This window comes from Legionella hackeliae, from assembly GCF_000953655.1.
GTDB lineage: Bacteria > Pseudomonadota > Gammaproteobacteria > Legionellales > Legionellaceae > Tatlockia > Tatlockia hackeliae.
The window spans coordinates 3,361,276-3,383,042 of the sequence record NZ_LN681225.1; the positions used below are offsets into that span (position 1 = coordinate 3,361,276).

Genomic DNA, 21,767 nt, shown 5'->3' on the forward strand with positions numbered 1-21,767 from the left:
TTTATTTTTTTAACCCAGAAACAGAAAATCGTTTTCTATCTTGTAACCGCAATGCGGTTAACTTCCTTCCCCATAAACAACCTGTGTCAATCGCATAAATCGTCGGTTCTGGACTTTTACCTTCTAGAGCTGCCCAGTGACCAAACACGATATCAACGGAAATAGATTTACGCATAGGAACTGCATACCAAGGCAGATAATCAACAGGAGCCTCCTTTATAGTTCCCTTGTAATCAAGGAGTAAGCAACCTGCTTTATTGCAAAAACGCATCCTTGTAAAATAATTGGTGATAACTCGAAGTCTTGTGAGCCCTGTTAAATCATTTGCCCAACAAGACGGTTCATTGCCGTACATCTGTGAAAAAAAATCACGATAATTTTCACCTGATAGGGTTAACTCTAATTCACGTGCATAACGCTTTGCCTCTGATAAATCCCAAACAGGAGGAATTCCAGCATGACACATGACAATTTCGAGTTCTTCATCATGCCATAAGATAGACTGTTTACGTAACCAATGCCCCAATTCTTCCCCATCGCTAGCAGCCAATACTGCATGTAAACTGTCATCAGCATTTTTATGGGGGTGCTCACCAAAGAGTTTATTCAATAAATGTAAATCATGATTACCCAATGTGATGCGAGGAGTCAAAGGCAACTGCTTTACAAAACGCAATACCTCAAGAGATTGTGGGCCGCGATTTACGAGATCGCCCACGAACCATAATCTATCTCTTCTTTCATCGAAATGAATATGCTCAAGCAGACGTTGCAAAGGTTCATAACAACCCTGAACATCGCCAATTGCATAATCAGACACCGTTAGTCACCCCCGGTTTTAACAGGGTTTGCACGGCAGGTGCTGTTAGTGGCTGCCATTTACCATTTGCATTTAAATGGGGAATAGGACTAATGATTGAATTCGATTGTTGACGCGTGAAATGGCTGTGAAACTGAGTTTGATAAATAAGTTCCGTAGCTGAAATAGTGCTCGATTTCCCTGTATTCAAATGATTCACCTGCACTTTTGCAGGCAAGGCAACCGCATAATCGGCAAAAACAATACCATTATGCATTTGCTGTGTATTGCTCTGTTCGAAACGAGAATGAATAGTGCCATCCGGAGCCAGGCGATGTAAACCGAGTGACAGAAAGCCATTTTGAATAGCCTGCCAATTCTTATATTCAGGATGTTCGCGCACAAATAATTTAAAAATATCAGGCGACATCAGCATTCCGCCGGGTACCATAAATAAAGGTGACTTATTAACCATGATACGGCCAGCATCCAACGCCTTAGTGAGCCATTGAATAAACTCTACACCCAGTTGTTGCTCAATTTCGGAGATGGATTCAGGTACACCACCAGCAAAGGTGCTAACACGTCCGTAACGTCCTCCCCGTGAGCCGTAATTTCGCACCATCATTTGGTTAAAATAACGCTGCAAAGCAATAGCATTCGCTCTTATTAGAATAGCGCCAAGCGTACCAGCTCCCTGTAAATCTTCATTAAGGAGGGCAAGCCAAACTGCCAAGACTTGCGGATGGGAGGCAATCCAGGCAAATCCACTCGCTGGCATGAGGAGTCGAGCCAATAACAGATTAAGGCGGCGGCGAAAGTCTTCATCCGTTTCTTTCTGGAATTCATAACTGTAATGACTTCCCACAGCGACTAAACTTTCAAGTAAAGGGTTCCACTGTTTTAAGAATTGACCATGATTATCATAAAGTTCAATTTGAAAATCGATGTGTAGCTTGGCAACACCCTGTAATATTGCCGCTGAAAAAAGGGCGTACTGCCACAGTTTTTGCTCTTCAGACAGTTCTGCTTGACCTTCTTGAATGATGTATTGTTTAAAAAGCGAAAGCGCCGCTTCGGTGCGATTTAAAGCATGATCCAAAAAACCACCTTGGTGAGAATAATAGCTATTGGCGGTCTCAGGCAAATTTTGACAATGATTCACAAAATTATGCATAAGACTTAAGCACAAACTATCAAAGCGCGCTTCTTCCAAAGCACTCGCCTCTTTAATTTGAGTAACTAATACTTTTCGCTTTTCTTCAGCTAATAAAAGTGGGGCTTGAACAATGCGTGTTAAGTCACTCAAGGCTTTTGCGTTTAGCGACTTCGCTTTCTTTCCATAACGGTTAAACAAATCAACCTCCAAGATCAGGCATGTACTATTATTTTACACTAATTGCTCACAAATTTCGCTATTTGAACATAATCTTTAATGCTTAATTGTTCAGGGCGCAAACCTGGATCAATACCTAATTCAGTCAGCTGGGCTGCACTGAGTACAGACTTTAAATTATTTGCTAACGTTTTACGTCGCATTGAAAAAGCTTGAGCCACTAAAGGCTCCAAAGCACTAACATCCACCTCAGGATAAGGAGAATTCAAATAAGGTGTTAAACGCACTATTGCCGAATCAACCTTCGGCTGTGGATAAAAAGCCTCAGGGGGCACATCAAACAAATACTCTACATCACAGCGGTACTGCAACATAACACTCAGCCGTCCGAATGCTTTCGTGCCTGGATTGGCGCTCATGCGTAATACAACCTCTTTTTGTAGCATAAAATGCATATCTTCAATAAGTGGGGCATAGTCAAGTAAATGCAAGAGTAGCGGTGTCGAAATGTTGTAAGGCAAATTGCCTATTACCCGCAAATGTTTACCCAATTGGCTAAAGTCTACGGTCAATGCATCGCCAGCAATTAGATGCAGTTTATTCATGGCAGCGGGCATGGCTGTCAAATGAGCCTGTAAATCGGTATCAATTTCAATCGCAGTTAAACGCTTTAATTGCCGCAGTAAAGGTTCAGTCAATGCACCAAGTCCAGGACCAATTTCAACAATGTTATCATTTTCCTGTAAATTCAAAGCGCTCAAGATTTTATGGATAATCGCTTTATCTTGTAAAAAATTTTGGCCAAAGCGCTTACGTGGATGATGCTTCACTTTGTTTCACCTAAAAACAAAGCCGAAATTATAGCAAATTATAATGATTAGGCTAAGTTATTAAACATTATTTTTGTAGATTTTTACCCTGTCTTTCCCTGCCTGTTTTGCCGCATAGAGTGCTTGGTCTGCTGCCTTGATTATATCGTCAATTGTACCACCATGTTTGGGGGCTTCTGCGACGCCAATTGAGATAGTCACATTCGTTAATGTTTTATTTTTATAAGTAATTGGTGTTTCTTTTAAAAGCTCACGAAATCGATCTAATTTTTGGGCTGCGGGCTCTATTGTAGTATTCAATAAAGCAACAACAAATTCCTCTCCCCCATAACGAAAAGAGATATCACTATCACGAAAATTTTTCTTTAATAATAAACTCAGTAATTTGAGAACTTCATCACCTGCCAAATGGCTGTAATTGTCATTAAAATTTTTAAAATTATCGATATCAAGCATAGCGACACATAATGTCGTTTTTTCGCGTGCAAGCCTTATTAATTCTCTTGATAAAAGATCATTCAAATAACGCCGATTGTATAAATTCGTCAAAGGATCGTGCAGGGAAAGTTCATTTAAAGACGTTCTCAAGTTAATATTGGCTAAAGCTAATTTCACAATATTACCAAAGGCTATTGCCATATCTTGTTGATGTTGCGTTAATTTTTTTCCGGCTCCCGCGAATAAATGAATAACGCCAATGAGATCATTTTGCACAATGAGAGGCAATCCAATGTAGCCTCCTTGCGGGGGCTTAATATAATGATGACAGGGAATGCTTTTCTGCGGATCATTGACCGCGATAATGTCAGCCTCACGAATTACAAAACAATCCATTGGCGAAAATAACTTCGAAAGTATTTGAAGCTCTCCCCATTGAAGCACTGTTTCCACTTGATTAATTGATTTGTTAAACACCATTAATCCCCCACTTAGTCCCGGGAATAAATCCTGAGCGACCAAGAGAATACGTGGATAAGCTTCTTCTGCTGAAATACAAATTTGTAACGATCGATTTAATTTATTGAGTAAATTTTCATCGTGTTCCAACAATTTCAGCTCATTTAATGTTTCCAGAGTTTTTTCATTAAGTTGTCGCATTTTTTCTTCACTTTCAACACGGTCACTGACATCCTTCATTTGTAAAATAAAATTAATCGGTTCCCCCTGCTCATCTCGAATTAAGGACAGACTTACCATCGCCCAAATAACACTCCCATCTTTACGTATAAAGCGTCTCTCAAGATGAGAAATACGCATATCGCCTTTAAGAATTTTTGTCATGGATTCTTTGGTCATTAATACATCATCATGATAAGTAATTTCCAAAAGATTTTTATTGCTTAATTCCTGATCGCTATAACCAAGAATATCTTGCATCGTTCGATTCGCATGAATGCAGTTTCCTTCTGGGGATACGATCACCATGCCTATGGGAGCATTTTCTAGAGTATTTCGAAAATTTTCTTCACTGCGCTTTAAATCAAGCAAAAGATTTGAACTATACAATTCGAGATAAATTGATTTCAGCAAAAACGTATTCGCCCCCCAGCTAGCAAATATTACCAAAGAGACATAAAGCAGCGCTGCCAAAAATAAAATAACTGAAAGTGAACTGGTAATCGAAACAGCCAAGAAAAGCATTACTAGCCAAATTGGCATCATAAAACCAAGATAAGCCCTGTGATAAGTTAGCAATTTAGCAGCAGGAGCACCCAACAAACCCGCAAAATAGACAAAAATTACCACTCGAAGAAGTGGGTCATCTACATAAAAAAAGAGCAATCCTCCTAATGCCCAGAATATACCTGATTGTAGATTATTTAAGATGAAATAATTTTTCCAAAACGCTGGGTGCAGCAATGTGGGTAAATTTTTTTCCCGATAATAAAAAAAGACGATCATTGCCCGCAAACAGTTGTTAACTACAACCATTAAAATTAACCAGGCGATGACTAACTTTTGATTAGTTACTTTTGGCCATAGTAGGACTGTGTATAATATCACAGCAAAGAAATCAGCCAGGATAACAAACTGAAAATTCTTGTAGGATTCTCTAATTAATTTTTCATCTATCTGTGACTTAGAAACCCCTGGAAAGTCCATCTATTTTTTCCTTAGCGGTAGCACTTTCAATTAAACGTGATACAACGTCTCGGGCTATACCAACCATTGGCATACAAGTCTTGTTATTAACAAAATACATTTTATAACTATAGCACGCCACTTATTGATTTTCTTTAAGTCTACGTCTTGATGTTTATGGTAACTTTACAAGTATTGTCGCTTTTAAACCCTTAAACCTTTGAGGAACGAAAAGGACATGTTAGTTTAAGCCATAGCTACTAGAAAATTACAAATCCATGCTTAATCATCTAATCGAGCTTCGTCGCCGCGCCGTCTATGTTGTATGCTTCTTTACCTTGTTTTTTTTCCTATTCTTTCTCTTCGCGGATAATCTATTTCAAACCCTGGTAGCCCCTTTATTAAAGGCATTGGGGGCACGCGATGCATTAATTGCAACGCATATTACGTCTCCGGTGTTAACTCCACTTAAACTTGCAGCAGATGCGGCCTTTCTTTGTACTGCCCCTTTTGCTTTACTGCAACTTTGGCAATTTATTGCCCCGGGATTGTATAGGCATGAGCGCAATAATCTACGCGGAGCTCTCTTGATGAGTTTGCTTCTCTTTTTGCTAGGCATGCTATTTTGCTATTACATTGTCTTGCCATTCATGTTCCAGTTTTTTGCCAATGCCGTTCCCCCTAGTGTCAGATTGTTACCAGATATGGCTTATGCCCTGGATTTTATTACCCGTATGTTGCTGATATTTGGATTGTGCTTTCAAGTTCCACTGGTGTGTCTTGTCCTGGTGCGATTGGGATGGGTTGACCTTGTCCTGCTCAAAAAAATAAGACCTTATGTCATTGTTTCGGCCTTTACTCTAGGTATGTTATTAACTCCACCAGATGTGTTATCACAAGTTATGCTGGCTGTTCCGCTTTGCTTGCTCTATGAACTAGGACTTTTTTTGGTGGCAATTGTTCCTTCTTTGTCGCCTAAGGGGGAGGTATTAACCAAAGAATGACAGGATTTATTACCGTATGTAATAAAATGACAAGTGCTAATACAGCTACCACAAAATAGCGGTCAATATAATGGAGAACACCGGTGCTATTCGATTGAAAGGGCGCTCTCTGCTTAAGCCAACGACTTACAGCGGCGCATACCGGAAGATAAAGTAGCGCAACAATTTCTATAAATATACGCGCCTCCATAAAGTTTCCAACAAGCAAGAGCATTAAAAAATAACCGAGTGCAACATAACGTAAAGGCCGATATTGCAAAGGTATAAAATCATAGAAAGCAAACCAGAACAACGGCAAACCCGCTAAACAAAAGACAAATAGCAACACATGTTCTTTTGAAAACAACCAGGCGAGGTTCACTTCATAATGAGTATAATGAGATGCTCTGTAGTAAAACTCGATCATGTCCCCAGGGAATCCCTGCACCAGCCATAAAATAATTAGCCTGGCTATTACGTAGGCCAGAATGGACAATATTAACGGTTTGATAATAGATGAGAACCGTTGCCAATGAGTAGCTGGAATGAGTAAAACTAATAAGAAGCTGCTTTCTCGATTAAATGTCGCGATAAATACCAGCGGAATGAAATAAAGCCATTGTGTCCGTAAGCACAGCAATAAACCTGTGAGCATGAAAAAAAGCGAAGCGCTGTCATAAGGATAATAGACTGTCGCCTCTCCAGTAATAGAAAAACGATAATTTACTACAGTGACAAGCGGAAGCAACAAGATAAATAACCAACTTAACAATTTAGCCTGAAGCGGCTCAAATTCTTCCCGCATTAATTGTTTCAGCACTAGATACGATAAGCTAATTGCAATTAATTCAATCAGTAAAAATATCTCATTCACCTGCAAAGGAATAAAAAAAGCAAGACTCCTCGCCAGAGCCGGTATTAATAATCGCTGTCCAAAAGGTAGGCGGGCAGAAAACTCAAAAAGCTGTTGAAACGTAGCGTCAATGTAGCGACCTGTGAGCTTAATATGAAGGAAGGTATAAGCGACAAGCAATCCAACTGTTATGAAGCGTAACTTATAACTTAGCAAATCCTTATTCATCGCTGCCAAAGATTCATTCAAGAATCATCGAGGCTAACCGATATCGACATTAAAAGGCAAGAACTGACAACGATATGGAGTGAATGATGAAAAAGGAAGCAAAATTCAACGTCGGCGACTGTGTGATTCATAAACAACAGGGTTATCGCGCTGTCATCATTGATATTGATCCTTTTTTTCAACCCTCTGGTCGTATTAATCCTCAGGTTTTTAAGCGTGAATTTGCAACACGCAACCCATGGTATCGACTGTTAGTTGATGAAAGCAATCAAATGACCTATGTCGAAGAATGCTTGCTAATCATAGACTTAAGTAAAAATATTATTGATAACCCGCAATTACGCAATTACCTGTATGAAAACCAGGGCAACTATCGCAGTAATAGCTGCCTGCATTAGACAATTAAGTATGCCTTAGCATAAAAACAAGAAAGGCAATAAAACCTATCAAAATAAGCGCTAATAAGCCCATAGTAGCAAAACTTTTGCTAAAACTTTCTCGGGTAAACAGCTCAGGACGCCCTTTAATGGTACGATATAAAATCCATACAATAAGTCCTGCCCCCACAATCCCCAGAATTTGATACAAAGTTTCCATTACTCACTCCCTTTTATTTCTTCAAAAGCAAATGCATCGGAAAATAACTGTGCTCGCGGTACATCATGGGCAAGCAAAATATCTCTTATCGCGAAAACCATATCAAAAGGTCCTGCAATGACTATCTGCCATTGCTTTAAATCAATAGCATGATGATCAAGAATTACAGAGGCCAGTGTTTCTTTACTCGTATTAGAAAGTAAGGAAAAATAATGAAAATGCTCAACATGAGCTTGCCATTGCATTACTTTTTCGTCCATATATAAATCGCTTTGGGAGCGAGCGCCCCAAAATAATTCAAATGAACGCTTATCATTTGTCGCCAGCAATTGCTCGATCATTGCCTTAATCGGTGCAAAACCGGTGCCACCAGCGATAAACAAAATAGGTATATTGGGAGATAATTTATTAAGATGACAATCACCCCGAGGTATACCAATTTTGACCTCCCCTTTTTCTTTAATTTCAGCCAAGAGTTGTTGATTGGCGACATTATCCTGACTATGACGAATATGTAATTCATAGTGATGTGACCCCAAAGGGGCATTGGCAATAGAATAACTTAGCTCCCCGCTCTGAGTCAGGAGTTGTAAATATTGTCCGGGTTGATAATCCAGATATTTCGCAGGTTTTAATACAACTTGTAAAATACTATCGGTAAGCGGTGTTATTCGCTCAACCTGAGCGGTAATCGATTTCCTCATAGCTCTAATCCCAACTCTGGCCAATATCCTTCAACTTGTTGTAACACTTCCTTTGTCATTACTATGGGTTTTCCCCACTCTCTTTGTGTTTCACCAGGCCATTTACTGGTGGCATCCAGACCCATTTTTGAGCCTAATCCAGAAATGGGTGATGCAAAATCAAGATAATCAATGGGAGTATTATCAATCATCACCGTGTCACGCATAGGATCCATTCGTGTGGTAATAGCCCAAATGACATCCTGCCAATTCCGCGCATCAATATCGTCGTCGCAAACAATAACAAATTTAGTGTACATAAATTGCCTGAGAAAAGACCAAACCGCCATCATGATACGCTTTGCATGCCCCGGGTATTGTTTCTTAATGGTCACCACAGCAAGACGATAAGAGCAACCCTCAGGAGGTAAATAAAAATCCACAATTTCTGGAAATTGTTTTTGTAGCAATGGGACAAACACTTCATTTAACGCTAAACCTAAAATTGCCGGCTCATCCGGTGGTCGTCCAGTGTAGGTACTATGATAAATAGGCCGGTCGCGGTGAGTGATACGCTCCACAGTAAATATGGGAAACGATTGCACTTCATTGTAATAGCCGGTGTGGTCACCAAAAGGACCTTCATCGGCTTGTGATCCAGGCTCAATATATCCCTCTAAAATAATTTCCGCACTCGCAGGGACATGTAAATCATTACCCAGACAAGAGACAAGTTGAGTACGCTGACCACGTAATAAACCAGCAAAGGCATATTCTGACAATGTATCCGGCACTGGGGTAACCGCAGCTAATATTGTGGCAGGATCAGCACCTAACGTTACGGCAATAGGAAAACGCTCGTTAGGATGAGCCTCCTGCCACGCTTGATAATCCAAAGCCCCCCCTCGATGAGACAACCAGCGCATAATCAGTTTATTTTTTGCAATCACCTGCTGTCGGTAAATTCCCATGTTTTCCCGATTTTGATAGGGTCCTTTCGTTGTCACTAATCCCCAGGTAATCAGTGGGGCTACATCCCCTGGCCAGCAAGTTTGTATGGGCAGGCGAAAGAGATTTACCTCGTCTTTTTCCCAAACATGGGTTTGGCAGGGCGCATTGCTGACGTATTTTGGAGCCATGTTTAATGCCTGTTTTAGCAAGGGCAATTTCGTAAAGGCATCTTTAAATCCCTTAGGCGGCTCTGGTTCTTTTAAAGCAGCCAGTAATTTTCCCACCTCTCGTAAAGCTGCAATAGATTCTTCGCCCATTCCAAGCGCCACGCGCTCTACAGTTCCAAATAAATTGGTTAAGACAGGAACGTCATAGTCTTTGGGATTCGTAAAAAGAAGTGCAGGTCCTCCTCCTCTTAACACCCTATCGCTAACTACGGTCATTTCAAGGTAGGGAGAAACGGGATATTCAATCCGCTTAAGCAAATCGCGAGTTTCTAACTGTGCAATAAAATCGCGAAGATCAGCATATTTCATAATAACTGTTCAGATATAAAATTCCGTTGATTATCGCACAGGCTGTAGTAGACAGAAATAACTATTACACATCTTAAGACCAATGGATTAATTTTTAATGGCTTTCACTATCTTAAATAAGATAGTCAATGCTTTTTCTATCTGAGTTTCTTTATGTTCGGCGGAAATAAAAATTCTTAAACGCGCTAAATTTTCAGGAACAGCAGGGTAAATAATGGGTTTAATGTTAATCCCTTGCTGGAAACATTGTTTTGAAATAGAAATACATTGTTTTGAATCGCCAATAATAATGGGAAGGATAGGCGTATAATCATTGAAACCAATATCAAAATGATAACTTAGTGCAGTTTCTCGTGCTAAGGCACTCAAATTTTTAAGTCTTGCCACTCGTTCAGGCTCTTCCTTTAATAAACGAATAGCCGCAAGAGCAGCACCAGCCATCGCAGGAGGCATGCCTACTGAATAGACAAACCCGGGACAGGTATATTTTAGATATTCAATTAACTCTTTTTTACCCGCCACGTAGCCGCCGCAACTGGCAAATGCTTTACTTAAGGTTCCCATCCAAATATCAACAGCATGAGCATCCACATTGAAATGCTCACGAATCCCACCACCATGCTTGCCTAAAACCCCAATGGAATGCGCCTCATCTACCATTAGCCAGGCTCCATGTTTTTTCTTGATGTTAATAAACTTGGGTAAATCAGGAATATCGCCATCCATGCTATAAATTCCTTCAATCACAATGAGCACTCGTTTGTAGAACTGTCGATCGCTTTGCAAAATTTTATCAACACTTTTCCAATCATTGTGTTGAAAAGCAATGCGGGTAGCGCCTGAATAAAGAGCACCTAATATCAAGCTATTATGGGCCAATTCATCATGTAGAATTAAATCTTCTGGGCCATACAAATGGGCGATAGTATTTACATTCGTCGCATGACCTGTCGTAAACACAATTGCATCCTCAGCACCAATTAGCGATGCAATTTCAGACTCCAATTCAGCATGAAGCACTTTTTCTCCAGATACCAAACGGCTTGCTGACACAGAAGTGCCATATTTATTCATGACCTCTGTTGCTGTCCCAATTACTTTGGAATTAGCGCTTAACCCTAAGTAGTTGTAGGACGTAAAATTAAGCACTTCATTCCCATTGATAATGCAGGTGTCTGTTGACGTTCCTTCTTGCTGATCAAAAAAAACATTATCTAATGCATTCTGCAGTTTTTTAAATTCCTGGTAAGGCGGGTATTGAGTAAAATCCGTATAGCTTTCTTTATCATTGAAGGTGATCTGTCTTTTTTCTTTATGCGGTTCTGAGAAAATTTCTAAAGAGGGATTAACATTTTGCTCGTCCATATACGCTTGAATAATCGCTGCCGTCTCTCTGATGTTTTCTTCATCCAGAATAAGATGTTCATCAATTTTGATTAAAAATACTTTTTGAATCTCCGCAAATAATGTTTGCATGTGCAATGAATCGATACCGTAAGTATACAAAGGCTTATCTCTGTCAATTCGTTTTACATTTTGATTTAAAACTGCAGCGAGCTGACACACTAACCAATTTTCTATATCTTCCAAGACAATCGCTTTAATGTCAGTTTTAGTTCTCATAGTACACCTTTAGGACTCCACTTAAATAACACATCCAGCTCATTGGCCTCAAGAGCCGCTCTGATATAACCTCTTCTTAATTTACCACTAGTCGTTTTAGGGATAGTTTTAGGCGGAATAAACGTAATAACTTGTACAGGAATACTAAAATTTAAATGAATCTGTTCATAAATTTTTTGAGCAATTTCCTCATAGGTTGCTGCATTGTTGAGTTTCAACTCAGTAACTACAGCCACCTCTTCTTTATCATTACCATTAACAGCAAACACCGCAGTGCATCCCAAACGAATTGCCTTGTCACTTCCCTCGACAATTAATTCAATATCATGAGGATAGTAATTTTTACCGTTAATGATAATTAAATCTTTGATGCGGCCGGTAATGTATAAATTTCCATTTAACAGTAAGCCTAAATCACCGGTTCTTAAATAATCCAAAGGATCTTCTTCTAATCTGGCAAAATAACACTCTTTAGTTTCTTGCTCTTTGCCCCAATAACCTTTGGTGATACTAGAGCCACTTATCCAAATTTCACCTATTTCACCTTCCTCACAGACTCTTCTACGTGGCGATTCAGAAACAATAACAAGTGGTACTTTTGGCTTGCCACAGCCTACCAATACTTGTTTGTCTTCCTCTGTTTTGGCAATGGTTATTTTATTTCCCTTAAGACTTTCTTTTTCAGCAAACAAATAACAAGGAGCTGCTGCTTTATTTCCTTTTTCACCACTAACGAACACTGTAGACTCTGCAAGTCCATAAAGAGGGTAATACGCCTTTTTTTTAAATCCAAAAGGAGAAAATTTTTTAGCAAAATTTTCCAGGGTACTATGACGAATAGGCTCGGCTCCATTGAATGCAACGCGCCAATGACTTAAATCAAATCCGGATTCTAAATCCTTTTCATTGATCTTTTTTTCGCATAACTCGTAGGAAAAATTTGGACCACCACTTATTGATCCCTTAAACTCAGAAATGGCCTTTAACCATAACGAAGGATCACGCAGGAAAGAAATAGGGGACATCATCATAACAGCATACCGACAATATACTGGAAAAAATAAACTACTGATTAGTCCCATGTCATGATAAGGAGGCAACCAGGACACCATGCGTTCACCAGAAGTTTTCCCTATCGCTTGATGTATTAATTCTACATTCGATAAAATGTTCGCATGACTTACCATTACCCCTTTAGGCATTGCAGTTGAACCTGAGGTATATTGGAGATAGGCAAGATCATCCAATTTAGTATTTATTGGTTTCCATTGACCAGAAAAACCATTAATTTGATTGATATCAAGCCAGTGAAAATGTTTAAAATCCCACGCTAAAAGATCATTGGTCTTACTGGCAAATTGTTGTAGTAATTTTTTAATTAAACCATTATCCGCCATCTTTTTTAGTAATCCTAACCGTTTGATACTACTAATGATGTTTGTATTGGAAAGAATAGCTACAGGTTGTGCATTTTCAAGAATGGCCTGGATTTTTTCTACTGTATTTTTATTGAATGGTGGATAGGCAGGAACAGCCAACACACCCGCATATAAACAGGCCCAAAATGCAATCATGTAATCAAGACCAGGTGCAAAAATCATGAGCACTCTATCACCAGGAGAGGTGTATTCCTGAATGAGTGCCGCCGTGGTTATGATTTTTTTCTCTAATTCGGCATAGGTATAAGCACGATTATTTTTTTGCAAACCTGTATCTGAAAAATAATATAAGTAACTGTCAGGAAAATCTTGTGTACGGTGCCGAAACAACTCCACTACATTTGTAAATTGATTACTAGCGCTCATACTCAATCTCATTAAAGAATTATGAATTAGTAGTTGTAGCAAATTTGGGAACGACTTCTAAGTGCTGTCCTTCAGCTCTTAATAAGCAATAAGTATAGTCAAGAAAAATTATTTGGCTAACATTTATTCAAAAAGAGCCTTTGATCCTCAGAACCTATGAAATAACGTGAAAATAGTCAATGAGGGGATTAGAATTTTTTGGATACTTAAAAGAATAAATAGTGAAGCAACAACAGTTGCTTCACTATTTATATAATGACACACGATTTTCGTAATGATTAGAGCGCTTATTCTTGGCGTTTCATGGCCTCAAAAAACTCAGCATTGGTCTTGTGATTTTTCATGCGCTCAATTAAGAACTCAATCGCATCGCATTCATCCATGGATTGCAGAATCTTGCGTAAAATCCAAGTACGATGCAATTCCTCGGGTGTTAACAGAAGATCTTCACGGCGGGTACCAGAACGATTAATGTTAATAGCAGGGAATACTCGACGTTCAGCAATATTACGGCTTAAGTGGATTTCCATGTTACCTGTTCCCTTAAACTCTTCGTAAATTACTTCGTCCATTTTAGAGCCTGTGTCCACTAATGCGGTAGCAATAATGGTTAAGCTACCACCTTCTTCAATGTTACGAGCGGCTCCATAAAGTCGTTTTGGTCTTTGCAAGGCATTGGCGTCAACACCCCCGGTCAGTACCTTACCAGAAGAAGGAACGACGGTGTTGTATGCACGAGCCAAACGAGTGATAGAATCGAGAAGCACTACCACATCGCGTTTGTGCTCAACCAATCTTTTCGCTTTTTCAATGACCATTTCCGCAACCTGGACATGGCGATTCGCTGGTTCATCAAACGTACTTGCAACTACTTCGCCTTTTACAGAGCGTTGCATTTCTGTTACTTCTTCAGGACGTTCGTCAATCAATAGAACGATGAGGTAACATTCGGGATAATTTTTTTCGATGGAATGTGCAATATTTTGCAGCATTAATGTCTTACCAGCCTTGGGAGGAGAAACGATAAGACCACGTTGGCCACGTCCAAAGGGAGCACACAAATCGACAACACGAGCAGTTAAATCCTCTGTACTTCCATTGCCTTGCTCCATTACCAAGCGCTCTGAAGCAAATAAAGGAGTAAGGTTTTCGAATAATATCTTGCGCTTAGCACTTTCAGGTGAATCATAATTAATCTGATCAACTTTCAGTAACGCAAAATAGCGCTCGTTATCTTTAGGGGGGCGAATCTTACCTGTAATCGTATCGCCCGTGCGTAACCCAAACCGTCTGATTTGACTTGGCGAAACATAAATATCATCAGGGCCTGCCTGATAAGAACCATCCTCAGAGCGTAAAAAACCAAAACCGTCAGTTAATACTTCTAAGACACCACCGCCAAGAATATCTTCGCCTTTATGGGAATGCGCTTTAAGAATAGCAAAAAGAATATCTTGTTTACGCATACGGGAGGTATTTTCAGCCCCCATGTCCTGTGCGATATTGACAAGATCGGCAATGGGTAATTGCTTAAGTTCACTAAGATTCATACTTCTCACTTGATGTGTTGGTTAAACGAAATGGATTTTTTCCGAGATAATTTATTGGAAGGACAGCCAGGGAAGCTGCTGCCTATAGGCAACCCCTAAGTTTGCCAATATCAATATTCATTTTAGCACAACTGCCGAGCTACAGGTTTAGGTAGAAGTACAGTCGCAAAAAATTGATTTACTGAAGTGGCAGGCTAAGGAATGGCCACACTTGAGAGACCAGATTAACATAGTCTCTCACAGAGATCCACTATTTTAGTAATTAGACATTACTTTCAACAAAGGCATTTAATTGTGATTTGGTAAGTAAACCCATTTTCACAGCTTCAACCTGACCATTCTTAAATAAAATGAGGGTAGGGATACTCATCACGCCGTATTTAGACGGTGTCTGTGGATTCTCATCAATATTAATTTTTGCAAAAACCAGGTTGTCACCATGACTTGCAGCCACTTCTTCGAAAATGGGCGTCAACGCGCGGCAAGGACCACACCATTCAGCCCAGAAGTCAACTAATACTGGTTTGCCAGAATTCAATACGTCCTGTTCAAAACTGGTATCTGTAACCATTTTAATATTCGCGCTCATGAATCACCTTTTGTTAATTAATAGAATAAAAACTTAGTTTGACAGAGATTATAGATCACCGCAAACTGCTTGCAACACGCTCAGGGCCGCAATTGCCGCTGTTTCTGTCCGCAAAATCCTTGGACCCAAACTTAATGGATTGAAATTATAAGATAAAATTTCACTAATCTCCTGTTCACTAAAACCACCTTCAGGACCAATCATTAAAATGAGCTCCTGAGTGTGAAATTCATAATCACGCCAATTTTTCGCCATCTCAGGATGAAGAACAAATTTTAAGGCATTAGAACCGCGTTTAAGGTAGTGATTTAAATGGAGAGCCTTTTCTATTTTAGGGACTTGATTACGGCCGCATTGTTCACAAGCGGCTATGGCAATCGCTTGCCATTGGGCTATTTTTTTTTCCATCCGCTCTTCATCAAGTCTAACGACAGAGCGCTCAGTTAGCAGGGGCGTGATGCTAGTTACCCCTAATTCCACTGCTTTTTGAATAACGATTTCCATTCGTTCGCCTTTGGAAATTCCCTGCGCTAAATGGATTACCTGCGGTGATTCTCGATTAACAAAATGCTGCGCTACAATTGCAACCATTACTTTTTTCTTATGAACAGAGGTAATGACGGCTTCAAATTCGCGGTTATCACCACAAAATAGGGTAATTTTATCGCCAGGCTGCATGCGTAGAACCACACCAACGTGCTGTCCTGCCGCCGAAGACAGCTCCAGTTCTTGACCGGGAGAATAATCACCGGATTGATATATACGAATTTCTCTCACAACAATTCTCAAACCTATAGATTAGCTAATATATGATATCTATTTTTAAAGTGAATTAAACTGAAAGGCTGTGCTAGAATTTTTATTTTGACGGGGAGAACTGATACATGAGCACTACGCGTATAGAAACTGACAGCATGGGAGAAATTGCTGTCGCTGCTGACAAATATTGGGGCGCACAAACAGAACGCTCTCTACATCATTTTAATATTGGTCACGATATTATGCCGCGTGAAGTTACTCATGCTTTCGGAATTTTAAAAAAAGCTGCGGCATTAACCAATTTGGAACTAGACAAATTACCCAAAGATAAAGCGGATTTAATTATAAAAGCTGCCGAAGAAGTGCAACAGGGTAAATTAGATGAGCATTTTCCATTACATGTTTGGCAAACCGGTAGCGGTACTCAATCGAATATGAATGCGAATGAAGTAATCTCTAATCGCGCCATAGAGATGGCTGGTGGCGTTCGTGGAAGCAAAACACCCATTCACCCCAATGACCATGTCAATATGTCACAATCGTCTAACGACACCTTCCCAACCGCCATGCATATTGCTGCAGCACTTGCTTTTAAGAACAAATTATTACCTGCCGTTCGTAATTTGCGTGATGTTTTGGCAGCCAAAGCAGACGAATTCAAAAGCATTGTAAAAATTGGCCGTACCCATTTACAAGACGCCGTTCCCTTAACATTAGGCCAAGAGTTCTCCGGTTACGTCGCGCAGTTAGATGCTTGTATTCATCGTATTGAAGCCGTTTTACCAGAGCTGTATGAATTAGCCTTAGGGGGCACTGCAGTAGGAACAGGTTTAAATACCCATCCTAAATTCGCTGTTGCTGCGGCAAAACATATTGCAGATATTACGAAGCTTCCTTTTGTTTCTGCGCCCAACAAATTTGCAGCGCTTGCTTCACATGAACCCTTAGTAATGGCTCATAGCACTTTAAAGACTTTAGCGTGTGCGCTTATGAAAATTGCAAATGATGTGCGTTGGCTCGGTTCAGGTCCTCGTTGTGGTATTGGTGAATTAATTTTACCTGAGAATGAACCTGGCTCTTCAATTATGCCAGGCAAGGTCAACCCGACCCAGTGTGAAGCCATGACAATGGTTGCCGCTCAAGTTATTGGCAATGATACTACCGTTGCCATAGCCGACAGCCAGGGCAATTTTGAATTAAATGTATTTAAGCCTGTTATCATTTTTAACGTATTACATTCTTTAAATTTATTGGCTGATACTTGCCATTCTTTCCAGGTATTTTGTGCGGAAGGCCTGGAAGCGAACCGCGAGAAAATTGATTACAATCTTCAACATTCACTAATGCTAGTCACCGCTTTAAACCAACATATTGGTTATGATAAAGCAGCAAAAATCGCTAAAACGGCCCACCATGAAAATATTTCTTTACAAGAAGCTGCTGTAAAACTTGGTTTTCTAACAGCTGAGCAATTCAAACAATACGTAAAACCTGAAGAGATGGTTTATCCTGGTTAACCTTTGTGCCACCCATCGCAAGGGTGGCATTTTTTACTTCCTCGGCTCTTTCAACGCTTTAAGACAACGACTAAGTTTCGCAACATCGTTACTAAATAACCAGGGAACACCACGATTCAGCTCTCGATATAAACTAAATTTTGAATCTACCATACCCACACCTACGGCTTGATTCTCACCTTCTTGCAGCTGCTTTAGTATATTCTTTGTCATCAATAAATAATGCCCAAGAACACCACCATACTCGTTTTTAAGACTTAGCTCACAAAACTGTTTCACGTTATTATGTTCAGCAACAAGTAACAGCGATTGTTTCGGAAATTGTGACAGAGAAGCAAAAATCGCCTCGTCAAGACTCAGCAAATGGTAATTTTCACAGGGTGTAAGCGGTTGCAATACCTTAGCTAACTGAGCTTCTGCCGCAAAAGGTGCTTTGAGCTCAATAAATAAATGCATGCGCTTTCCATAGCGTTTAACCACTTCCTCTAAACTGGGTATTTGCGGAACCTGGCGACGTAGTTCCTGAAATGTCAGCTCGGCGATGGCTACATCTTGCCCCCATAACCGTTTCAACGTGGGATCATGATTAACTACTAATCGGTGATCAGCTGTTTCGTGGATATCAAATTCAATTCCCCAACATTTATATAGTAATGCCTGAGTAAACGCGGCATCCGTGTTCTCAACAATGTGCTTATTCCTGTCATGTGCACCTCGATGAGCAATAAGCCGTGCGTTTTCAAACGTCGATTGCACGGGCTGCTTTCTGGGTATAAACGCAAAATAATAATCAATACATTTTTGTAAAAAATCTAGCATTTTCATTGGGGATACAAGGCAAATTTTTAATTAATTATCTTACCCTAAATCTTTACCCGGCTTTACCCAAATTTAACAATAGACTTAATAAATGCTTAATTAATAAACTCTATAATCAATATATGTTCAAAGCTTTTCGGTGAGGCGCTCATGAAATCTAAAAGCGCAAAATTCCCCAAAAAACCAGTTCCAATCGCAGAACCAAACGAAGCTCTTCAAAAAGCAATTCAGAACCTGAAGGAAGAAAAGCTTACTTTAATGGATCTCATCACTAGTTTGGAGAAAAAAAACTATCGTGCAGTAGCCCTCAATACAGATGCAAAAAAACTATGGACAGACATACAACGCATTAACGACGATTTACAACAGAAATTACAAGTGTTAGAGAGCCGCTTGCAAGCCCCTAAACTGATGACAAATCCCCAGTTGTTGGAACAACACTTGAGAGATCGTAATGAGTTTTTGCATCGCACACTAAGTGCGCTTAATTTGTTGCATGAAAATCTTGAAACTATCGAAAAAGATTTATTTCCTGATCCTAAAAAGATTAACCCTCAAGTGTTTCTTGAGTGGAAAAAAGCGGCTACCGAGCTTTATGTCTCTGTAAACGACCGCGTAGGCGAAGTCAAAATAGCATTAATCCAACAAGACAAATGGATACAAAAAGCAATGGAAGAGGATCTTAAACGATTAGACTCTCAAGTTGCACAAGTCAAAGTCCACTCTGAAGAAATAGAACGGATATTTAAACTTTCTCAAAAAGGCGTAATCACTGCCGAATTGTACACAGATTTGGCCAATATGCTTTACACGTTCAGTGAAACTGCGTTTGAAGTTATGCAAACTTGTAAGTTGTTTGAAGAGCGCCTAGCAATTTTTAAACAAGATCAAATTATTGAAGAACTAACTACAACTCTAGAGACAACCTATAGTAATCTACGCAAAGTGTATCAGCTGGTTGTTGCCGACAGACAGCAAGGTGAGTTGAACGCCGCTTTAAGGCCATTGTTAATGGATGAATCTCTTCATTTTAGTTTATCTTTTGCTGCTGAGGATTTCAAACTAAAAACACCGACCTCAAGCTTGCAGTGGAGTGACAGTGTGTCTTGGCGTGAAAGTATAAAAGCCGAGCGACAAGAAATACTTCAGCAACTTGAAGAGAAAGAAAAATCATCAGAAACAATTCTCAACGTCATTTCAGATTATCAGAGACAATTGAAAGAGAACATTGGCGAAGATATAGAATTTTGTCTTAAACGTACTGCAGTAATAGCAGCTTTCAGTGGAAGAGACTCATTTATCCCCTCACGGCTAAGCAAAGCAATTAACTATGATTTTCGCGCAGCCCAGCCCGCATCGGAATTTGAGATTCATTTATTGAATTTATTGCTTTATGCCTCTGCAGTTAGACTAATTCAGGGTCAACGACAAGGGATAAAAGACACTGAAGCACAATTTTTAAAAGACTTCCCTGAAGTCTCTACCTCAAACGGTTCTTTTAGCTACAAAGGACAACAATATCCTCTTGCACCGATAGTCGAAACTATAAAGCATTATCAACTTGCTCGAAACCGTCTTAATTCAGCCCTAAAGGATGGAGATGATAACGTCAGCGAATCTATTATTAACTATTCACAAGAGTTGACAACAATTCGCGACAGCAAAAAAGCTATTGAAACCTTTATAGAGGACCACCTTAAGGAACAACATAAAATTGCTGATGACTTGCGCTTGCTACAATCACAATTAAAAAGCTTTGAAAAAATTCCTCTTCATACGAATTCTTTTGATTTTCAGGGCGCACCTTATCCCGTGAATGCAGACATTAGAAAGGATATCACAGGCTATAATTTCAATCTGGAAGACCTAACAAAACGCATGAGTGGTAATCTTTCGCGAATTACCCTGGAAGAATTAAAGTCCATTCAACAGCAATTTACAATGCTCAAAAAAAATAGATCCGAAGTGAAGACGTATGTAGAAAATCATATTAGTGAGCGAGCCGATATAGCAAAGAGGATACAAAGCTTGCGACAACAATTTAAACAATTTTCTATCCTACCGGTTGAGAATGATTTTCTTACCTATCAGTCAGGACGTTATCCCCTGGACACTGTAAACAAGCCCCTTGTCAGCCAATATAATCGAACCTATGAGTATTTAGCAACGCGTCTGGAAGAAAATCTTTCGCAAATCACTAGAGATAGATTAGGCCCCATAGAAGATGGCTTAAAGTTTCTTCAAGAAAGTAAATCGAAAATAGAAGCACACATTGAAGAACAACGCAAATTAAATAGGGAAGTGCAAATGCTGCGCATGGAATTAGAAGACTACTCTTACATGGAGCTCAGACAAAGCGGCGGCTTTATTTATCAATCAACACCCGTTTCCTTTAGCAATGATGATGATATTAAGACAATCGTTCATATTTATAATGGACTGTATAACAGCTTGGTTGAAACCCTGGACAAGGCTCCTCCCAAAACTCAAAGAGAGCTAAGCTCACTTCAACAACAATATAAAACCCTTAAGAACAGTAGAAATGACATCGATCGTTTTGCAACAGGCGAACTGCTACGTCTGGGAAAAGAACGATTGCTTACTGAACATAAAACGGTTATAGAAAAACTAGAAAAACATAGAAAACTGGTTACCAGTAAACTGGAGTTGTTAGACAATATTATAAGCACGATAGAGGATGAAGTAACGGAAATAAAAAAGAAGTATTCAGAAAAAGACCCTAGGATACAAATATTAACTTCGTTACAAGAACCTTTTATTCAAACTAAATCAGATTTAAGTCTCTTAGCTGATACTTCTGAGCAAGCCCCTGTTGAGACAAATGATCTCACTGCTCTTGCCAAGCAAGTCCAGGCGGTCCAAGGCACATTGAAACAATTTCAAGACAAAAATCAAAAAACCACGGATACTTTAAAAGCAAACATATACGAGAAGTTTTCTCGCGAAAATTTATCAAAACTGACTGTTCTCCCTGCAGTTTTAGAGAGTCTTTTGCAATTCATTAATAAAATGATTCCAAGCTTATATAAACTGCTTCAAGGCGATGAGAAATCTTACAAACCCGGCTTTTTTGCATCCAGCTCAGAAGAGAAGCTTTTTAATTTTAGAAAAAAGCTTCTACCTGGCCTTGCCGATCTAGTTGACCAACAGCAAAAGGTAGAGCCGCCGCCTGTATGATATTTTTAATGAAAGATTGACAGCTCGTC

The 21,767-nt window shown here is 39.6% G+C and carries 18 protein-coding genes; 4 read left to right on the top strand and 14 right to left on the bottom strand.

Annotation, left to right across the window (positions count from 1 at the left end):
- Position 1 precedes the first annotated feature (1 nt).
- Genes LHA_RS14850 through LHA_RS14865 form a run of 4 tightly spaced genes read right to left on the bottom strand, consistent with a single transcriptional unit; the run spans position 2 to position 5,068 of the window.
- Positions 2–820, bottom strand: a complete 819-nt coding sequence (locus tag LHA_RS14850) for a symmetrical bis(5'-nucleosyl)-tetraphosphatase (RefSeq protein ID WP_045107240.1) — start codon at positions 818–820, stop codon at positions 2–4.
- Positions 813–2,156, bottom strand: coding sequence for a conjugal transfer nickase/helicase domain-containing protein (locus LHA_RS14855; RefSeq protein WP_172480814.1), 1,344 nt, complete (start codon positions 2,154–2,156; stop codon positions 813–815). The genes LHA_RS14850 and LHA_RS14855 overlap by 8 nt, the downstream gene beginning before the upstream one ends.
- Positions 2,157–2,194: 38 nt before the next feature.
- Positions 2,195–2,965 (bottom strand): 16S rRNA (adenine(1518)-N(6)/adenine(1519)-N(6))-dimethyltransferase RsmA, encoded by a 771-nt coding sequence (gene rsmA, locus LHA_RS14860; RefSeq protein ID WP_045107242.1) that lies wholly within the window; start codon positions 2,963–2,965, stop codon positions 2,195–2,197.
- Positions 2,966–3,025: 60 nt separating this feature from the next.
- Positions 3,026–5,068 carry a GGDEF domain-containing protein gene (locus LHA_RS14865; RefSeq protein WP_045107243.1) on the bottom strand — a complete coding sequence of 681 codons (2,043 nt, stop codon included), beginning with the start codon at positions 5,066–5,068 and terminating at the stop codon, positions 3,026–3,028.
- A 257-nt stretch (positions 5,069–5,325) separates the two neighbouring features.
- Here LHA_RS14865 and tatC point away from each other — a divergent pair, with 257 nt between their 5' ends.
- Positions 5,326–6,051 carry a twin-arginine translocase subunit TatC gene (tatC, locus tag LHA_RS14870; protein WP_045107244.1) on the top strand — a complete coding sequence of 242 codons (726 nt, stop codon included), beginning with the start codon at positions 5,326–5,328 and terminating at the stop codon, positions 6,049–6,051.
- On the opposite strand, the gene LHA_RS14875 is transcribed toward tatC, so the two are convergent.
- Positions 6,023–7,132, bottom strand: coding sequence for a hypothetical protein (locus LHA_RS14875; protein ID WP_231861944.1), 1,110 nt, complete (start codon positions 7,130–7,132; stop codon positions 6,023–6,025). The two genes, tatC and LHA_RS14875, sit on opposite strands and share 29 nt — an antisense overlap.
- 65 nt (positions 7,133–7,197) lie before the next feature.
- Here LHA_RS14875 and hspQ point away from each other — a divergent pair, with 65 nt between their 5' ends.
- Positions 7,198–7,509 (top strand): heat shock protein HspQ, encoded by a 312-nt coding sequence (hspQ, locus tag LHA_RS14880; protein ID WP_045107246.1) that lies wholly within the window; start codon positions 7,198–7,200, stop codon positions 7,507–7,509.
- Positions 7,510–7,513: 4 nt separating this feature from the next.
- On the opposite strand, the gene LHA_RS14885 is transcribed toward hspQ, so the two are convergent.
- The 8 genes from LHA_RS14885 to LHA_RS14920 all read right to left on the bottom strand — a co-directional run bounded on the left by LHA_RS14885 (position 7,514) and on the right by LHA_RS14920 (position 16,222).
- Positions 7,514–7,708: a hypothetical protein gene (locus LHA_RS14885; protein ID WP_045107247.1), complete on the bottom strand. Its 195-nt coding sequence runs from the start codon at positions 7,706–7,708 to the stop codon at positions 7,514–7,516.
- On the bottom strand, positions 7,708–8,412 hold the full coding sequence (locus tag LHA_RS14890; protein ID WP_045107248.1) for an NAD(P)H-flavin reductase: 705 nt from the start codon (positions 8,410–8,412) through the stop codon (positions 7,708–7,710). Before LHA_RS14890 ends, LHA_RS14885 begins: the two co-directional genes overlap by 1 nt.
- Complete coding sequence (ubiD, locus tag LHA_RS14895) at positions 8,409–9,878, bottom strand: 4-hydroxy-3-polyprenylbenzoate decarboxylase (RefSeq protein ID WP_045107249.1); 1,470 nt, start codon at positions 9,876–9,878, stop codon at positions 8,409–8,411. Before ubiD ends, LHA_RS14890 begins: the two co-directional genes overlap by 4 nt.
- A gap of 87 nt (positions 9,879–9,965) precedes the next feature.
- Positions 9,966–11,501 carry an aminotransferase class I/II-fold pyridoxal phosphate-dependent enzyme gene (locus LHA_RS14900; RefSeq protein WP_045107250.1) on the bottom strand — a complete coding sequence of 512 codons (1,536 nt, stop codon included), beginning with the start codon at positions 11,499–11,501 and terminating at the stop codon, positions 9,966–9,968.
- Positions 11,498–13,306 carry a fatty acyl-AMP ligase gene (locus LHA_RS14905; RefSeq protein WP_045107251.1) on the bottom strand — a complete coding sequence of 603 codons (1,809 nt, stop codon included), beginning with the start codon at positions 13,304–13,306 and terminating at the stop codon, positions 11,498–11,500. The genes LHA_RS14900 and LHA_RS14905 overlap by 4 nt, the downstream gene beginning before the upstream one ends.
- Before the next feature lie 287 nt (positions 13,307–13,593).
- The gene (gene rho, locus LHA_RS14910) at positions 13,594–14,856 is read right to left on the bottom strand and encodes a transcription termination factor Rho (RefSeq protein WP_045107252.1); all 1,263 of its coding nucleotides are present in this window, start codon (positions 14,854–14,856) and stop codon (positions 13,594–13,596) included.
- Between the two features lie 262 nt (positions 14,857–15,118).
- Positions 15,119–15,445: a thioredoxin gene (trxA, locus tag LHA_RS14915; RefSeq protein WP_045107253.1), complete on the bottom strand. Its 327-nt coding sequence runs from the start codon at positions 15,443–15,445 to the stop codon at positions 15,119–15,121.
- A gap of 48 nt (positions 15,446–15,493) precedes the next feature.
- The gene (locus tag LHA_RS14920; RefSeq protein WP_045107254.1) at positions 15,494–16,222 is read right to left on the bottom strand and encodes a 16S rRNA (uracil(1498)-N(3))-methyltransferase; all 729 of its coding nucleotides are present in this window, start codon (positions 16,220–16,222) and stop codon (positions 15,494–15,496) included.
- Between the two features lie 107 nt (positions 16,223–16,329).
- On the opposite strand from LHA_RS14920, the gene fumC reads away from it, so the two are divergent.
- Entirely contained in the window at positions 16,330–17,721 is a 1,392-nt protein-coding gene (gene fumC, locus LHA_RS14925; protein WP_045107255.1) for a class II fumarate hydratase, read from the top strand.
- 33 nt (positions 17,722–17,754) lie between these two features.
- On the opposite strand, the gene LHA_RS14930 is transcribed toward fumC, so the two are convergent.
- Positions 17,755–18,546, bottom strand: coding sequence for a glycerophosphodiester phosphodiesterase (locus tag LHA_RS14930; RefSeq protein ID WP_045107256.1), 792 nt, complete (start codon positions 18,544–18,546; stop codon positions 17,755–17,757).
- A 144-nt stretch (positions 18,547–18,690) separates the two neighbouring features.
- Here LHA_RS14930 and LHA_RS14935 point away from each other — a divergent pair, with 144 nt between their 5' ends.
- The gene (locus LHA_RS14935) at positions 18,691–21,738 is read left to right on the top strand and encodes a hypothetical protein (protein WP_045107257.1); all 3,048 of its coding nucleotides are present in this window, start codon (positions 18,691–18,693) and stop codon (positions 21,736–21,738) included.
- Positions 21,739–21,767 lie beyond the last annotated feature (29 nt).

Excerpts from the sequence above, each read along its gene's own strand:
- rho (WP_045107252.1), bottom strand. The coding sequence starts at position 14,856 with ATGAATCTTAGTGAACTTAAGCAATTACCCATTGCCGATCTTGTCAAT.
- tatC (WP_045107244.1), top strand. The coding sequence starts at position 5,326 with ATGCTTAATCATCTAATCGAGCTTCGTCGCCGCGCCGTCTATGTTGTA.
- hspQ (WP_045107246.1), top strand. The coding sequence starts at position 7,198 with ATGAAAAAGGAAGCAAAATTCAACGTCGGCGACTGTGTGATTCATAAA.
- LHA_RS14900 (WP_045107250.1), bottom strand. The coding sequence starts at position 11,501 with ATGAGAACTAAAACTGACATTAAAGCGATTGTCTTGGAAGATATAGAA.
- trxA (WP_045107253.1), bottom strand. The coding sequence starts at position 15,445 with ATGAGCGCGAATATTAAAATGGTTACAGATACCAGTTTTGAACAGGAC.
- LHA_RS14930 (WP_045107256.1), bottom strand. The coding sequence starts at position 18,546 with ATGAAAATGCTAGATTTTTTACAAAAATGTATTGATTATTATTTTGCG.
- LHA_RS14890 (WP_045107248.1), bottom strand. The coding sequence starts at position 8,412 with ATGAGGAAATCGATTACCGCTCAGGTTGAGCGAATAACACCGCTTACC.
- LHA_RS14865 (WP_045107243.1), bottom strand. The coding sequence starts at position 5,068 with ATGGACTTTCCAGGGGTTTCTAAGTCACAGATAGATGAAAAATTAATT.
- LHA_RS14905 (WP_045107251.1), bottom strand. The coding sequence starts at position 13,306 with ATGAGCGCTAGTAATCAATTTACAAATGTAGTGGAGTTGTTTCGGCAC.
- LHA_RS14935 (WP_045107257.1), top strand. The coding sequence starts at position 18,691 with ATGAAATCTAAAAGCGCAAAATTCCCCAAAAAACCAGTTCCAATCGCA.
- ubiD (WP_045107249.1), bottom strand. The coding sequence starts at position 9,878 with ATGAAATATGCTGATCTTCGCGATTTTATTGCACAGTTAGAAACTCGC.
- fumC (WP_045107255.1), top strand. The coding sequence starts at position 16,330 with ATGAGCACTACGCGTATAGAAACTGACAGCATGGGAGAAATTGCTGTC.
- LHA_RS14885 (WP_045107247.1), bottom strand. The coding sequence starts at position 7,708 with ATGGAAACTTTGTATCAAATTCTGGGGATTGTGGGGGCAGGACTTATT.